This is a genomic window from Verrucomicrobiia bacterium (assembly GCA_035629335.1).
Lineage (GTDB): Bacteria > Patescibacteriota > Saccharimonadia > Saccharimonadales > Saccharimonadaceae > DASUUR01.
Map to the genome: position 1 here is coordinate 1 of DASPIB010000001.1, position 17,336 is coordinate 17,336.

Annotated in this window: 9 protein-coding genes; 3 read left to right on the forward strand and 6 right to left on the reverse strand. The window is 50.7% G+C overall.

Annotation, left to right across the window (positions count from 1 at the left end):
- Window positions 1-297 precede the first annotated feature (297 nt).
- Complete coding sequence (locus VD907_00005; GenBank protein ID HYG83246.1) at window positions 298-1,737, forward strand: alpha/beta fold hydrolase; 1,440 nt, start codon at window positions 298-300, stop codon at window positions 1,735-1,737.
- 58 nt (window positions 1,738-1,795) lie between these two features.
- On the opposite strand, the gene VD907_00010 is transcribed toward VD907_00005, so the two are convergent.
- The 6 genes from VD907_00010 to VD907_00035 all read right to left on the reverse strand — a co-directional run bounded on the left by VD907_00010 (window position 1,796) and on the right by VD907_00035 (window position 6,331).
- On the reverse strand, window positions 1,796-2,491 hold the full coding sequence (locus VD907_00010; protein HYG83247.1) for an HAD family hydrolase: 696 nt from the start codon (window positions 2,489-2,491) through the stop codon (window positions 1,796-1,798).
- 55 nt (window positions 2,492-2,546) lie between these two features.
- Complete coding sequence (locus VD907_00015; GenBank protein HYG83248.1) at window positions 2,547-3,857, reverse strand: NAD(P)/FAD-dependent oxidoreductase; 1,311 nt, start codon at window positions 3,855-3,857, stop codon at window positions 2,547-2,549.
- Window positions 3,854-4,306, reverse strand: a complete 453-nt coding sequence (locus VD907_00020; GenBank protein HYG83249.1) for a GtrA family protein — start codon at window positions 4,304-4,306, stop codon at window positions 3,854-3,856. Before VD907_00020 ends, VD907_00015 begins: the two co-directional genes overlap by 4 nt.
- On the reverse strand, window positions 4,296-5,234 hold the full coding sequence (locus VD907_00025) for a glycosyltransferase family 2 protein (GenBank protein ID HYG83250.1): 939 nt from the start codon (window positions 5,232-5,234) through the stop codon (window positions 4,296-4,298). The genes VD907_00020 and VD907_00025 overlap by 11 nt, the downstream gene beginning before the upstream one ends.
- A gap of 153 nt (window positions 5,235-5,387) precedes the next feature.
- Window positions 5,388-5,738 carry a hypothetical protein gene (locus tag VD907_00030; protein ID HYG83251.1) on the reverse strand — a complete coding sequence of 117 codons (351 nt, stop codon included), beginning with the start codon at window positions 5,736-5,738 and terminating at the stop codon, window positions 5,388-5,390.
- Between the two features lie 248 nt (window positions 5,739-5,986).
- Entirely contained in the window at window positions 5,987-6,331 is a 345-nt protein-coding gene (locus VD907_00035) for a hypothetical protein (GenBank protein HYG83252.1), read from the reverse strand.
- Between the two features lie 335 nt (window positions 6,332-6,666).
- Between VD907_00035 and VD907_00040 the strand changes: the two genes are divergently transcribed.
- The gene (locus VD907_00040) at window positions 6,667-16,863 is read left to right on the forward strand and encodes an Ig-like domain-containing protein (protein ID HYG83253.1); all 10,197 of its coding nucleotides are present in this window, start codon (window positions 6,667-6,669) and stop codon (window positions 16,861-16,863) included.
- Window positions 16,863-17,297 (forward strand): hypothetical protein, encoded by a 435-nt coding sequence (locus tag VD907_00045; GenBank protein ID HYG83254.1) that lies wholly within the window; start codon window positions 16,863-16,865, stop codon window positions 17,295-17,297. Before VD907_00040 ends, VD907_00045 begins: the two co-directional genes overlap by 1 nt.
- Window positions 17,298-17,336 lie beyond the last annotated feature (39 nt).

Here is a 17,336-nt window from a genome sequence, read left to right on the forward strand (position 1 = left end):
TCCTCTTTCCCTACATACTCCAACTTATCCCCCAAAGGATGAGGCATAATCTGTAACCATATTGCCCAACCCACCAATAACACAGCTATCGCTGCCAGTACTGAGTAAAATCTTTTATCTGCTGCGGAGAGTGCCATGGCAACATCATAGCATACTTGTAGGACAAGGCACCTTATGCTATAGTTTCGACAACCCCATGAGGGGTGAACCTAACAGGAGGTGGCGTTGTAGGCTTCAACGTTCGCTGGCTGAAGTATCTTCGGAGTAATTGGACTTCTGGAGGCTGAAGTGTCACTTATGCGCAAACTGGTTGCATCTACACTTTTCACTATTAGCCTGATTGTCACGGTTCAGGAAAATGGCGCACTTGCTGCAAGTCCAGTAGACTGCGCGCAATATACTAATGGAATGCAGAAAGAGCTGCCTGTGCTTTTTGCTCATGGATTTCTAGGAAATGAGGATGTTTGGGGGGATGTTTCTAACCCAAGCTCGGCTCTCAGTACTATGAAGAGCAAAGGTATGCATGCAGTGCCTTTCGATTACTCGCCACACGCTGGCCTCTGGGTAACCAACGAGAACATTGGTCCCAAGCTTGCCGCCACTATCTCGTGCCTGGCCGATGCTTCAAAGCAGAATGGCGGACCAGGCAAGGTAGCTATTGTTGCCCATTCAATGGGCGGCTTGGCGGCGCAGTACGCAGCGGCTCAGGTACCAGATAAAGTGGACCACATGGTCACCATTGCCACGCCGTTTAAGGGTAGCGAGTTGGGCAATGTGGTCACCGCTGCAATTCGGGCTTATTGCCAGAATGCTTTCCTCTTGGGGCTGGTGTACCGGGAGCTGATTAATCAGTCCAATTGTGCTTCCGCGCTTGCCTTTGGTGGCTTGAGCGTGGGTTCGAAGGAGCTGAAAGAGCTACCGCCGCTTCCGGGCAGTGTGACGGTGAAGGCAATTGCTGGTAACGTTACGCCGCAGATGCAGATTGGTCCGGTAACCCTGACGGGTGAGTCGCTCGACTCCGACACGATGGTGAGGGTTCCGTCGGCACTGGCTGCTTCTACGAACACCGGCCGCGGCGACGGCGCTAAGGTGATTAGCTGCACTGGCTTTGTGGTGCTGCCGCTAATTTCGGATGCGCCGTGCGAACACGGACGTCTGGTGAATCATCCCGAGGTGCAGCAGGAAGTAAAGGCCAGCCTTGAGCAGTACATGGCCAGCCTGAAGCCATCTGTCCCCACGACGGACATTTATGGCATGCTGCTGCCACTCGAGCCGGAATGGGAGGTTTCGAGGAACCCGGAACTTGCCACCAGGTCGCGGACGGTGTTGTTTGAAGCACCATGCAACAGCCACGACCTGCCGCCGTCTTGCGATGTGATCGTTGTGGTGAACACAAGCGGCCCCGAGAATATGGAGCCGTACGGTGATCCGAACGATAAAGCCCGTGGTTTTGATTGCTATTCGCCCAAACTCCATAATGATATGATGTTCGGGCACCTGGAAAGTGCGGGCGAAGTAGATTTCGGCGGGGAAAGGGCGCAGATCCAGATCCTGAAGGGTTGCAATTTCCATAATAGCCAGAACGGTCCGCGAGGTGGAGCCACTGCTGACCGGCTGTATATCTGGCGATTCCCTTCGCGAGGGGTACTGGTATTTGCGGTTGTGTTTGATGGGGACTATGCGACCATGAGCCGGGGGAGGGTGGAGAACTTGCTCCACAAGGCTTCGTGGCGTTAGTTTTGCAAGACCTGTCTCGACCAAGGCGGATGTGTCCGCCAAGGTCGAGACATTTTTATTACTTTTTGGTCGGCGGATTAGGCTTTACGGCAGCGACATATTCACCAGTCGCGATTTTGGTCACTTCCCGGAAATCACTGACTACATAAGTTGGCTTGTGCGCTAGTAGGGCCTCAAGGCTATATAGCTGCTGGTGCTCAAGCGGATAGAATAATACTGAATCAACCCCGGCATTCTCGGCAGCTTTAATATCACTGCTGGTATCGCCAATCATGATTGCCTCGGCCTCAGTGCCGCCCATGAGCTTTAACGCCTTTTGGAGTGGCTCGGGATGGGGTTTTGGCTGCGTGACATCATCAAAACAAACAATCGCTTCAAATAAAATATCAAGCCCGAACCGCTGTAGAACAGGCAGTACAATTGCTCGTGTTGAAGAAGTTACCAGGGCCAAGTGTTTCCCGGCTTTCTGTAAGTCGTGCAGCACCTCAAACGCATCCGGGTACAATTCGACCTGCGGCAAGTGTTCCTTAACTATCTCAATTGCTTCAAGTAAAACTCCTTCTCCTTCAGTTTCAGGTAGTGAAGTATGTGTTGCCAGAAACACCGATACGCCGCCGGTCGCTTTCATGAGTTGCTCGCGAGTGAAAGTAAAGCCTCGTTTCTGCAGCACAATATCTAGCGCATCAAGCCAGACGTTCAAGGTTTGCGCAAGGTTACCGTCCCAATCAAGTAAGATGTAGTTGTAATGTTTCATAAGTTGTTATTATACCTCATCCAAAAGATGGAGAATGCGCACTACTTAGGCACAACTACGAATTTTGCACCAACTTAGCAATCTTCTCCCCCTCGCGAACAGCATAGTTAGTGCCGCGATCTTCGGGGTAGATTTGCGAAAAGTTAGATAAATATACATGCGGGAGCGGCGTGATATTAGCAGGAATTTTGCTTGCGTAGTCGGTATCTACAATGTGTTGGGCATTGGCAAAGCGGAAAAAGTGCCTTTCACGAATCTGGCCAGTGTCGAAGGCAGGAAAAATCTTTTTAAGCGAGCCGAACCATAACCCTTCAAGCTCCAAATCGTCGCAGGTGAATAACTGGTGATCGTGCGGGACGTAAGTTGCGATGTAGTAAACATATTTACCATTGTAATAACGCTTGTCTATTAGTTTGGTGTGATGAATAAATACCAAGAACGGCAGTTCAAGATCGTTGATATTATGCCAGTAGTACGGGCTAATATCTTGTTCAGACGAAAAAATGAGCAGGCGAGCGCCCAGATAATTAATACTGTGCAACTGTGTTAAGTAGGTTTGGTCGACATTGGCCTTTTCAATTAGTTTGGCAAATACGTGCGAAGGTACGGTGGCAATGCAATCTTCGAAGTTTTTGGTTGTGCCATCGGCAAATGAAATTACCACCTGATTGTCCTTTGAAGAGATACCAGAAATGTCGGCGCTGGTGTGAATCGTTACGCCAAGTTCTTTCAGCTTGGCGACTAGCGCGTTGGTAAAGGTTTGAAAGCCGCCTTCAAAGTAGCCTAGTTTTTCGCCGTCCGCCTCGCGCGATTGCGCCCGAATGTGCACCCGCGCCCACAGCCAGGCCATCGATACTTTATTGTAAAAGGTGTCAAATTTTCCCTTTAAAAGTGGTTCCCAAATCACTTCGGTCACTTGATCGCCGGCAGCCTTTTTCATCCAGTCGTAAGCGGTGATGTGCTGGAATTTTTGCCAGTTGTTGGTCCGCTGCAAATAAAGCACCACCAACCCAGCCCGAATCCGGTTCCAAAAAGATAGCGGGCTAAACTTAATTAAATCGAGGGCGCCCTTAAAAGGGTAGAGTTGGTGGTTGTAATATAACGACACCGAACTATCGTGCCAGAGCAGTTTATCGCCAATTCCGAGCTCTTGAGCGAGATTAATAATATGCGTATCGGTTTTAAATAGATGATGGTATGCTCGCTCAATCGACGCGCTTTCGATGGTGAAATCGCTGGCGAGCCCGCCTAAAACGGCGCCTTTTTCTAAAATAGTTACCTTTTTGCCCGCTTGGGCAAGTCGGAGGGCTGCCACCAGGCCAGTGTAGCCACCGCCAATAATTACTACCGATTGTTTGTCGCTCATTCGCTTGTTCCTTTCTTGGTAAAACGGGTTTTAATCTGAGATAACAGCTTGTGTGGCGAATTTTGAAACGATAAATGCTTATTTAAAAAGTACTGCAAAACCACTACCAGTGGAATTGAAATAAGCTTTGAAATGTTTGGGTGTATGCCAATGGCACTGCCAAGCGCAATTACTATAATACTAAGCAGTAACCCAAAAATCCCCACACTTAAAAAGAAGCCATATCGAACAAGCAAATGATCGCGGGTTTTGAAATTAAACACCGCATTCAGTATAAAGTTATTGGTGATGCCGCAAAAAACAGACAGCGTGGTGGCGATGGCTGCCGGAACTCCGAAGACGTTAAACAGCAACAGAAAAAGCAAGAAATCGAGTGTCGCCCCCGAGCCGCCGATAAGCCCGTAGAGTAAAAAGTGTCGGTGTTTTTGTAGTAGCGAACTATTCTTCATCGGTGCGGTATACCTGACGAGTCATGTACAGTGGGCGGTGACGGGCTTCGGTATAGATACGGCCGATGTAACTACCCAGCACACCCAGCATAATTAACTGCACACCGCCAATAAACAGCACCGAAATTACAATAAACGTCCAGCCTTCTACGGTAACCTGTGGGAAGAAAAACTTCATAATTAAAGCATAGACAGCACCAATAAAGCTAAGTAGGGCGATCGTATAGCCAAGCCGCGATATCAGCTTCAGCGGTGCGGTTGAGAAGCTAAAAATGCCATCGGCGGCGAATTTAAGCATTTTTTTAAGTGGATAGCCGGTTTCGCCTGCGTGGCGGGCATCGCGGTCGAATTGCACGGCGGTTTGTTTAAAGCCGACAAAGCTCACCATACCACGCAGGAAACGGTGGTGTTCTTTAAATTTTTTGAGCTCTTCAGCGACTTTGCGGTCAATTAGGCGGAAATCACCGGTATTTCGAGGAATTTCAATATCTGCTAGGCGGTGCAGTGTGCGGTAAAATACGTTGGCGGTCAAGCGCTTAAACAAGGTATCTTTGCGGGTGCGGCGCTGTGCGTAGACTACTTCGTAGCCTTCTTCCCACTTTTCAATCAGCTCAAAGCTGACGTGAGGCGGGTCTTGCATGTCGCTATCCATAATGATAATCGCGTCGCCGCGGGCGTGGTCGATGCCAGCGCTAACGGCAATTTGGTGGCCAAAGTTGCGCGAAAATTCAATCACACTGACACGTTTGTCTTTTTTGTGGAGGGCAAGCAACTTTTCGAGCGAATCGTCTCTGCTGCCGTCGTTTATAAAAATAAGTTCGTAGCGGTACTTTGTGTGTTTTTTCAGAAGTTTTGCCATGGTGTCGTATAACACGTCAATGTTTTCTGACTCGTTATAAATCGGAAAGACATAGCTAATTAACTTCATACACCCTATACCCCCTTGTTGTGTTCTTATAATACCGTGGTTATAAGAAAATCTCAAATCGCCCAGGCTCATAGGTAAATAAAGTGTAGGCCCCGCAATGATCGCAGCAGCCTACACGAGTGTGCTGCTACTTGCGGGGCGAATTGCGGTGAATTACCAGGGCTTCACATCACCGTGAGCAAGCGGAGAGACGCCCTTTGGAAAAAGGCATACGATCTCGCGTTGCCTGGAAGTGAGGCGCACAATACCTTTTTCAAGGCGTTTAATCGTGTAACATGCGAAGTAGATCTTCTCGGGCGTTGAGGCTTCCGCTGGAACCAGCACCCAGCTTCGGGTAATGGGGTACCCTTCGCCCTTTGCTTTCCACTCATATTCTACGATCAGTTCAGCGCCGTCAATCCAGAGCTTACTGATCTGTCCTCGGTAAAGGCGATTCTGCTTGGGATACTTTACCTCGATTTGACCTTCTTGAAATACTTCAACACTTGCTGGGGTAAGCTCCACCGCGCACTCCTTTGGGCGACAGTTACAAGGTTTTCTTATTATAGAGAAGTGTGCTGCTTGGTTCAATGGGGTTAGCGGCCTAGGGGCTAAATAAAGAAGAAGACGGCCCGGAGGCCGCCAACTTCAACGTGCGGATGGTGTTTCTGACCGTACGGGTGTGGCGGACTTAAGCGCGCATGGCGCCGTCGCGAAATTATAAGCCCCTGTAACGCCAAAGTAGCGCTACAGGGGGTGGTCAATCGTCCAAACTAAATACCGGAGTCCAAGTAGTCGTCAGGATTCGGCTTAGGTCGAGTCTTCGTTGGCAGATCACTCTTATCATTGGCGTCGATAATGATGTTTCCATCATTCCAGCTGCCAATGGGAGTGGCGATCACGCCCATACTGGTAGGGGAAAATGATTCCTCTGTGCCAGTTTTCAGATTGCGCAGGATAATCTTTGCATCCCTGTCTCTAATATTTACGGGAACAAGGACAACTTCATACGTACCGAAAACGCCATGGTAGACATTGTACCAAATAACTTTTCGCCCCTCCGTAAGCTCATCTGTCACAAGTGCCTTCGGATGAAGCGGGCTCCGGGCTTTGGACATAACTCCTCCTGCCATTCGGGCGAAACGGACGCTATGACTATAAACTAAAGAGTAGCTACATCACAAGAGGATGGAAAGAATTGTCACTAAACTTAACTTAAAGTTAAGGACTTTAACCTTGTTGTCGTTTGTAGAATATACTACAATTAAAGCATATACGCTTTTAATATAAATATAGTGAAAAAATCTCACGAAAGCAGTAAGGATGGGCTATGAGGGGTAGATCTAACGCGAACAGCCGCAGCACTAAGCACTGGTCTGCTGGAGCTTTGGTAGCGAAAAGTGTTCCTCAGCTCACTTTGCTCGGAATGTTTTTGCTCTGCATAGTCTTGGGTGTGTTTGTAGCTCTACAGAGCTCGCAGCTTGCCAGGGCGATCGGCGGTGCGCCAGGCGGGGTGACCGGCGCGACATTGTGGCTGCGGGCTGACGCAGGCACAAACTGTACAACAAATGGCTGCGCTGTTACTTCGTGGCAAGACCAGAGTGGCAGTGGCAAAAATGCCAGCGCAACCGGAAGCCCAACCTTAAAGACAAATGGTATCAATTTTAACCCGACCGTTGTAACAGGCTCGGGCGCCTTTTTTAGTGGTACATCGCTAGATGGCACTGGTACGTTTAGTAACGCTAATTTCTATTTTGTTTCGAATAAAACAGCCATTGGTAATGGTTCACCAGATTTTCACCAACAAGGTACCGATGCGAGCACCTATCGATTGGGTATTTATCAGCCATTTGGCGACAGTATTGTGTATTGGGATGCTGGCTCGACTAGCGCCACTCAACGCCTGAGTGTCCCAGCGGGGACGATAACGCTCAATAAATTTGAACTAAAAACCTATAATGCTAGCACAACTACCGGGCAGACGATTCCCGGTATAAATCAGGCTATTTTGAAAGATGGCAAAGTTGTAACGAGCGATGTCAATTATTCGAGCTTCACCGGCCAAAATTTTCCGTATCATGTAGGCGGTACAAGTGTCGCAGATACGTCCACCGAAGAATTTTCGGACGTCATCGCCTATCTTAAGCCGCTAACCGCCAATGAGCAGCAGCGCATCCATAGTTATCTAGCCATTCGAAACGGTATAACGCTTGATCAAACAATCGCCACAGATTACCTGGATTCAGCGAGCGGAGTTATTTGGGATGCGACTGCGAATACGAGTTACAAAACAGATATTGCCGGTATTGGCCGCGATGATGCCTCGGAGCTGAACCAAAAACAATCGGCCAGCAGTAACACCGGTAACGTTGTCACCATCGGTCATGGTGATATTGCCGCTACCAACGCTGCTAATACGAATAATTTTAGTGCTGATAAAAGTTTCTTAGTCTGGGGACACAACAATGGCCCTACAACTCAGGCAAATAAGATTGGCGGCTCGTCGCTTACTCGCTTGTCGCGCGGATGGAAGGTGCAAGAAACGGGCTCGGTTGGCGCCGTGAAAATTCGCGTGCCAGCTTCATTATTAAAAGGCTCAAACCCAGTGTTGGTTCGCAGCGCCGATGCGACATTTACAAGCGATGATGACTTAATTCCTCTGACCGTCAATGGCACCAACCTTGAAGCAACTATTGACCTAAATAACGGCGATAACTTTACCTTCGCCAGCCTTATAGCGGCGCCGGGCGGTGTGGTGAATGGGTTACGAACCTGGCAAAAGGCTGATGGTGGCACGGTTACGGGCGCTAGCTGGCCAGATTCGAGTGGTAACGGTAACACCGCTTCTCAAGCGACGGCAGGTCTTCAACCAGCAGCCATTACAGGCTCAAATGTCAATGCCATTAACTATAACCCTGGTCTGCGGTTTGACGGTGTCGATGATCGAATGGACTACGCGAACAATCTGGGTGCCAACGGCACGAATCCTTTTACGTTCTTTCATGTGAGTAGTCGATTAAGCAATAACACAGTTGACGCATACTTGTCACAACCAGGTGTCGAGACCAACGATATGGTATGGAGCATTAGCGCCGCGGGCACTCCAGCAGTCGGTGCGACAAATGTAGGCTCGGTCGGTGCAACTGGCTCGTATCCTGGCGCAAATATTCCAAGAATCGCAGCACTTACGCGCGGTAATGGTGGTGCCAATAACTTTAGTTTTTATATGAATGGCGGCTTTTCGAACACCGCATCGCTTGCGGTAACCTTCAACAACGATTTCATTCGTATAGGCGCACGCGACAATACTATTCCGGAAATGCCCCATACGGTAACTTCTGAGGTCATCACCTATACCCGCACTCTTAGTGCAATAGAACTGCAACAAGTAAACTCCTATGCATCTATGAAATACGGGACGTCACTCGACCAAACCACCGCGCAGGATTATTTGGCGAGTGATGGAGTAATTGTGCCGTGGGACGCAAGCGACAGCGGCGCGTACAAGAACGATATTACGGTGATCGGACGCGATGATGGCTCGGCACTCAATCAAAAGCAATCTCAACCGGCTGCCCCTACGGGCATGGTGGCAATAAGTCACGGCACATCTGCAGCAGATAACGCCAGTAATACCAACAGCTTTACAAACGATAAACAGTTTTTGGCGATTAGCGATAACGGAGCCGCGGCTGGCTTGACTGCAACCGATAGTCCAGCCGGCTATAGCCGCCTGCAGCGTGAGTGGAGGGTTGAAGAAAATAACGGTGATGTGGGAAATGTGCAGCTATTGGTAGATAGAGGAAAGCTGCCGAGTGCCGTCGCCGCGCCGGTCTTGCTGGTGGATGCGGACGGTGATTTTACCAGCGGGGCAACGATCGTGCCGCTGACGCAAAGCGGAACTAACTGGCAAGCAACCGTAAATCTGGCTGATGATAGTTATTTTACTTTTGCCTCGCCACCGATCGCCTGTGATACCACGACCAACTTAATTACTAATGGCACGTTCGCGACTGATCTTAGCGGCTGGGACAGGCAGGGGAATATTGGTTACGGTTCTGGTGTAGTTGTATTTAATGGCGGTAATCTTACGCCAAACGGAGTGTTCAGTCAGACAATCCAAACTATTCCTGGCCGTGCATATAAGCTGAGTTATAGCGTTACTCGTGGCGGCGGTGGCGCGGGTACGATGCGGCTACTGGCGGCGGCGAAAGACGGGCTGACTTCCGCTACGCTGACCTCCAAAACAACGACTGCTTCTGCAACCGCTGGCACGGTTGTGAGCGATTCAATAACCTTCACCGCCTCAAGTGAATCAACGGTGATTTCATACACCGATACCTCAACTGCTACAGATAGCGTCGATATTTACCTCGATAACGTTACTGCCACAACGACGGTCTGCCAAGCACCAGGCGGCGTTTTTGGCGAGGCATTGTGGCTGAAGGCAGACGACGGCCTGCAGGTTAACGCCAGTAATCAGGTGCAGCAGTGGAATGATAAAAGTGGCAACGAATTTGTAACTGGCCAAGCGCGCGCCTCAACCACGGATACAGGGGCTATCGCGGTATCAAACGACATTCTAAGAGTGCCTGGTTCGGTCAACTTTAACCCGAGCGTTGATTTTAGCGGCGCGGCAGGCAAAACGCTTAAAGGGAACGCCAGCGCCAACTGGAATACATCGCCCGACTTAAATATCTTTTCCGTAGCAACACCCGAAGGAACGCCCGGCGATGTACTTAGTGGTATCTTTACGACCAATGGTGGCTGGGCGACTTCAGCCACTGGCCGCGGCTTACTCTATTATAGCAATGCCACCTACAACCTGGATGGTTCTGGCTGTGGCACGGCGGCGACTGTTTCATCGACTGCCGGTTTTCACATTGCCCGGGGTACCTATGTCGCGAACAACAACCTAGGGGGTAGTACTTGGCTTGATGGCCGGCAGGAAAAAGTCGGGACTTCTTGTGGTGTTGGTGCCGACGGAAACTTGTTTGAAATAGGTGGACGGACTTCGCAGAGCCTGACCAACAGGGTATTTAATGGGAAGATTCCTGAAGTAATCGTTTATCGGAAGGCGCTGACCGCGACACAGGCGCAGCAAGTCGATTCATACCTGGGCATAAAATACGGTATTACGCTCAATCAAACATCACCGCTTAATTATCTGGCAAGCGACGGCACTACCAAGGTGTGGGACGCCACTGCTAATGCTACCTACAAGCACCGCATCACTGGTATTGGCCGCGATGACGTATCGGTTCTCAATCAAAAGCAGTCCAAGTCTATTCATACCGGAGGGCTCGTGACAATTGGTAATGGTAACACTATTGCCACTGACAATGCTGCTAATACTAATAACTTTAGCGCTGATAAATCATTCCTGATGTTTGGCGATGATAACGGTGCGCTCACCTGGACAGCAACTGGTGCGCCGACCGATCGCTTCAGGATGGGCCGAATATTTAAGGCGGCGACGACGGGAACTGTTGGTTCCGTCAAAGTACAAGCACCAGATAATAGCTCATCATTAGCCACTCGGTTATCAGGTGAACGCGGCCTGGTGTACTTGCTTACCGATGCTGATGGCGACTTTAGCTTTGGGGCGACTGAAATACCGATGACTCTGAACGGCACTAACTGGGAAGCCAACACGACACTCGGTAACCAATACTTCACTTTTGCCACCGAAATCCCACCCGCTCCCGATATGACGCCGGCAACTGACAGTGGCGTTTCTAATGCAGATGACATTACCAATGACACCACCCCAACCTTCACGGGCACCTGTATCGATGGAGAGGCGGTGACGCTGATTATTAACGGTACGGCAGTTGCCCCGGTGCAGGTATGCTCGAGTGGCAGCTATATGATCACGCCAACCACCGCCATACCTAACGGGAATCATACGGTCGCGAGCCAGTTCTCGAGTGGTCTCGTCAGTGCCACCTTACCATTTACTATCGATACTACCGCGCCGGTAGCGCCAGACGTACCAGATATGACCGCGGCAACTGACACTGGAATAAGCAGCTCAGACAATATCACTAAAAACCCGCGACCGGACTTTACCGGTAGCTGTACCATAGGCGAAAGCATCACCTTGTTAATAGATGGAGCACCGATTGGCACGCAGCTTTGTTCGGGCGGAACCTACACTATAGCCCCGCTATCCAACTTAGCAGAAGGTAATCACGTAGTAACAGTCACGAGTACTGATATTGCCGGTAATGTGTCGGCTCAAAGCTCAGGACTCACTATTGTAATTGACACCATTGCGCCGCCAGCCCCAGTTATTGCCAGCCCAACTTCGGGGTCAGTTACTAACGACACCACCCCAACAGTTACGGGTACGGGTGAAGATGGTGCAGCGGTGACCGTAACGGATGAAAATAATGTCGCACTTTGCTCGGCGGTCGTCAGTGGTGGTAGTTGGAGCTGTACGCCTACCGTTCCACAAACTGAAGGCAACCACACCTATAAAGCAACACAAACCGATGTGGCGGGCAACACCTCACCGCAATCTTCATTAGTCAATGTCACGATCGATACCACTCCACCAGCAGCACCAGCAGCTCCAGATATGACGCCTGCGACCGATACCGGTTCGAGCAACACCGATAACATCACGCGCGATACAACGCCTGATTTCACTGGCGTCTGTACCAATGGCGAGACGGTGACGCTCTCTATTGATGGAGTGGCGATCACGCCGACGGCACTGTGCGCGGGTGGCGTGTACCTGATCACACCGGCATCGCCGATCGCTCATGGCGATCACACAATCACCGCTACCGTGACCGACCAAGCGGGTAACGTCTCGCCGCAGAGCCCATCGCTGCCGTTCACCATCGATACAGCCCTACCCGCTATACCTGCGGCGCCAGACATGACGTCGGCAACTGACACTGGGTCGAGTAACGCAGATAACATTACCAAAAATAACCTACCTGACTTCACTGGTAGCTGTACGAATGGCGATACGGTGACACTGCTGATTGACGGCGGTGCGGTTGGCAGCCAAGTATGTAGTGGCGGCACGTATACAATTTCAGCAGGCACATCACTCAGCGATGGTGCACACGAGGTTACGGTGCAGCTAACCGATGTTGCCGGCAACACCTCTGCCCAAAGCTCTGGTTTGAATATTACAATTGACACGGTTGCGCCACCAGCGCCAGCTATTACCAGCCCTGCAAACAACACCAACACCAACGACAGCACGCCAGCAGTCAGCGGTACTGGTGAAAACGGTGCCACGGTAACTGTAACAGATGAAAACGGAGCAACTCTATGTACGGCAGTTGTTTCAGGTGGTGTGTGGAGCTGCACGCCGAGTAGTGCCATTCCTGACGGTCCACATACCCTCAGAGCTACCCAGACAGATGTCGCTGGCAACACATCGTCACCGTCAAACCAGGTAGATATCAAAATTGACACGGCCATCCCGGCAGCACCAGTTGTGACGACGCCAGCAAATGGGAGTACGACAAACGATGCGACCCCAACTTTTACCGGAACCGCTGAACCAAATACAACCGTACACTTAATAATTGATGGCGGCGCTCCTATTAGTCTGACCTCTGATGCGAGCGGTAACTGGACATACACACCAAGCGGTGATATGACCAGCGGGGATCACACGGTGTACGCCACTCAAACCGATGCAGCTGGCAACACCTCGCCAGCAAGCAATACAAATACTTTTACGATTGATACTACTGCCCCTGGGGTAACAGTCAATCAAAAAGTTGACCAGCCTGACCCAACAGCATCAAATAGTATTAAATTTACGATTGTCTTTGATAAGCCGATCGATCCGAGCACCTTTAGCCCGAGCGATTTAACCATTGGCACCGCGCCCTCGAGTACGAGCACGTACATAGCCGCCTTTACACAACTAAATGCCACAACTTGGGAAGTTGAAGTGAAGGGCATGGCTAATGGCACCACAGTGACAGCCAGTCTCGATGCAGGCAAAGTGAAAGACAGCGCTGGTAACGACAACACTGCCAGCACGAGCACCGACAACAGCGTGCTTTACGAAGTACCACCGCCAAATATCGTGCCCCAAATTACCAACGACAACACCCCAACCCTCACCGGTCAATGTGCTCCTGGCCACGATTTAACCATTGGTCTTAGTGGCCCGGAAAACCATAGTTACACAGGGGTGGTGTGCGATAGCAGTGGCACGTGGAGCCTGGTCGTTCCAGATACGCTTCCGGACGGCAGCTATAACATTACCGTCAACGATACCACTGGCAGCATTATTAACCCAGTTGACAACCAAACTGACGCCCTGACCATAGATACGGCCGCTCCGTCTGTCACGGTCAATCAAAAGACTGGTCAGCCAGATCCGACCAATATCGATAGCGCTGCCTTCACGGTTGTCTTCTCAGAACCAATGCAGGCCGCGACTGTAACGGCCGATGACTTCACGATAGCTGGCACCACGGGTACCGTCACCAGCTTTACGCAGATAAATACGACAACATGGGAAGTAACAGTTACTGGTATGACCAGTGGCGATACCGTCACGGTTAGTTTGCTCGCTAATAAAGCAACCGACACCGCCGGTAATGGCAACACTACGAGTACCAGCACCGATAATAGTGTGACTTATGACAATACACCACCAAATCCACCCGTTATAACCGGTCCGGCCGACTGGACAGTGACAAACGACAATACACCAACAGTTAATGGTACAGGTGAGAATGGCGCGACGGTAACAGTGACGGATGAGCTCAATAATGTCGTCTGTACGGCGGTCATGAGCGGCGGCAACTGGACATGTACGCCCACCACGCCGCTCGCAGATGGCCCGCATACCTTTAAGGCCACTCAAGAAGATGCGACCGGGAATGTTTCGGTTGAATCTAATTGGGTGAATATCACAATTGATACCGTGGCGCCATCAATAACTGCTGCGCCTGATATGACGCCAACAACCGATACGGGTGCAAGTAGCACAGATAACATTACAAGTGATACTACCCCAGACTTTACCGGTAGCTGTACGCCCGGCGATACGGTCAAGCTGTACAGCGACGGCACACAAGTTGGCAGCCAAACTTGTCCGCCAAGTGGGACCTATGTCATTACTGCCACCACGCTAACAGCAGGAGGGCACGTCATAACCGCCACATTTACCGACCCAGCAGGGAATACATCAAGCCCCAGCCCGGCGCTAAATATTACTATTCTGACAACCGCACCGGCCGCGCTTTCTGCGCCCGATATGACCGCTGCCACCGATACCGGCGCGAGTAACACCGATAATATTACGAGTAATCCGACACCAACCTTCACCGGCACTTGTACAAGCGGCGATACCATTACGCTATACCTCAACGGTGCGACCATTGCTCCGACGCAAGTCTGTAGCGGCGGGACATACACCATTACGCCAACCGCACCAATAGCTAGCGGCACTCATAGTCTCACCGTTACCGCAACTAATGTCGCTGGTGTTACGTCGCCACAAAGCCCGGCTTTGCCATTCACCATTGACACAACCATGCCATCAACCCCCGCAACCCCCGATATGACCGCCGCTACCGATTCCGGTGTCAGCAACACTGACAATATCACCAAAGACACCACCCCAGACTTTACCGGCGCTTGTACGCCGGGCATGACCGTTAAACTATACATTGACGGGCCGTTTGCTATCAGTCAGCCGTGTACCACCGGCACTTACACAGTAACCATACCTGCACAAACTAACGGCGTGCATACCATTACTGTCAGTCAAGTTAGTGCTGCTGGCATTGAAAGCCCACAAAGCCCGGCGCTGAGCTTTACGATTGATACGGTGGCACCGCCAGCCCCTGCCATCACTACGCCGGCTGACGGCAGTAGCATAAGCGACACCACCCCAACGATTAGTGGTACCGGTGAAATAGGCGCCACCGTAACCGTGACAGATGAAAAAGGGAACATAGTATGTACGGCGGTAGTAGGCATCGGCGGCAACTGGAGCTGCACGGCTACCACGGCCCTTGCTGAAGGTCCGCACAGCTTTACAGCCGCTCAGTCTGATGTTGCAGGTAATGTATCGCCACAATCGGCGCCAACCAGTGTTATTATCGACACTGCCGCACCAGCCGTTACTATCGGCCGAGCAGCCGGGCAGGCGGCAATTACGAATGTTAACTCCGCTGACTTCACCGTGACATTCACAGAACCAATTAATCCGGCAACGCTAACGGCGAGTGATTTTGTTATCGCAGGAAGCACGGGCACTGTAGCTAACGTGATACAAAATAGCCCAACTACCTGGACGGTGACTATTTCGGGCATGACCGATGGCGATACCGCAGTTATGACATTGCCAGCGGGCGCTGTACAAGACGTGAGCGGTAACGGCAACACCGCAAGCACCGGGACAACAAATCAAGTCACCTACGATACGACCGCTCCGGCTGCCCCAGCTATCACTGGCCCTGCGGCCGGCGCCACTACCAAAGATAACACGCCGACCATTACGGGTACGGGCGAGCCGGGTGCAAAAGTAACAGTCAAAGTCGATGACGCATCAATTACTTGTAGCGAAGGCAACCCCATCACGGTGGGGAGCGACGGTAAGTGGACCTGCACACCAACAACACCACTTGCAGACGGGCTTCGAACAATTACCGCAACTCAAACTGATGCCGCGGGTAACACATCGCCGCCATCAAATGCCGTAACTGTCACAATTGCTACCACGCCGCCACCGGCCCCAGTTATTACCGGACCGGCAGATAATTCAGAACTGACTGATACCACCCCAACAGTAACCGGCACCGGAGAAGCTGGTGCCACCGTGACTGTGCGGGATGAACATGGTAACGTGTTATGCAAAACTACCGTTGATAGTGCTGGTAATTGGTCTTGCGATAGTGCGCCACTGCCAGAAGGCAAGCACAAGCTAATTGCCACCCAAACGGATACTGTTGGCAATGTTTCGGTGGATAGTCCGGCGCTGCATGTCGCCGTCGCTGTTGATACCGACACCGCTCCAGCTGCCGTCGAAGACGGCGCACCAAACGGTGGGGACGGTAATGATGACGGCATTCTCGATAGCGAGCAAGGAAATGTCACCTCGATTCCTAACCCAATCACCGGTGGCTATACCACGCTGGAAATCATTGGGAACAGCTGCCCATTAACCAGGCACTTTACCACCGTGGCTCAATCGAGCCTACCAAAATCCGACGATGGACGCACCTACCCAATCGGCCTATTCGATTACTCGTTCGACTGTTACACAGCTGGCGAGCAGGCAACCGTAAAAATCTTCCTCAACAAATTGTACGACACGAGTGTGTGGGAATGGCGCAAGTACAATTCGGTCACGCAGCAGTTTAGTACCATGCAGCCAATTGTCGGCTACGCTGCGCCCACCATCGGCACAACTGCCGTAACCACGGTGACCTATACAGTGGTCGAAGGTGGCGAGCTCGACGAAGACGCAGCGGCAAATGGCACATTCACCGATCCTAACGGCCCGACCTTAAGTAATCCACTTGCGCCAACAGGTCAAGCAATTGGTGTAATCATACTCGGCGCACTGCTACTCATAGGTAGCGGAGTAGGATTTATAGGCAGTAAAACTTTACAGAACAGACGTAATTACAGAATAAATGGAGGTAAGTAGTGAAGTCACGGCCTACATCGATACCAAAGAAAAAAATATTAATAATAGGTATTCTACTTATAGTGGTGGTTGCCGCCATAACCTTCTTTATAGTTCAATCGCAAACAACACCCCAAAACGCAAACCTTAAAAGCCAGAAAGGCATGATCGAACTGCAGCAGCTGGCGGCAAATAAACTTTTAAAGAATGGCGATTCAATTAGTGGCAAATTTAAACCACAAGCTGATGCTAACTTATATTACATCGTCAGCACCGAAGATAAGAAAGTACTTGGCCTAGGTAGCATTTCCCCTGGAAAAGACAATCATTTCTCGCGTAATTTAAATATTAATACAAGCGGGCAAATTCAGAAAAAAGGTGAGCTGAAGGTGTATTTGCAGGGGAAAGACGGTCAAGCGATAGACAGCGTGACCACTAAAATCACCCTTGAGTAAAGAAAAAATTAATTGTTGTCATAATGAATACAGTCATCT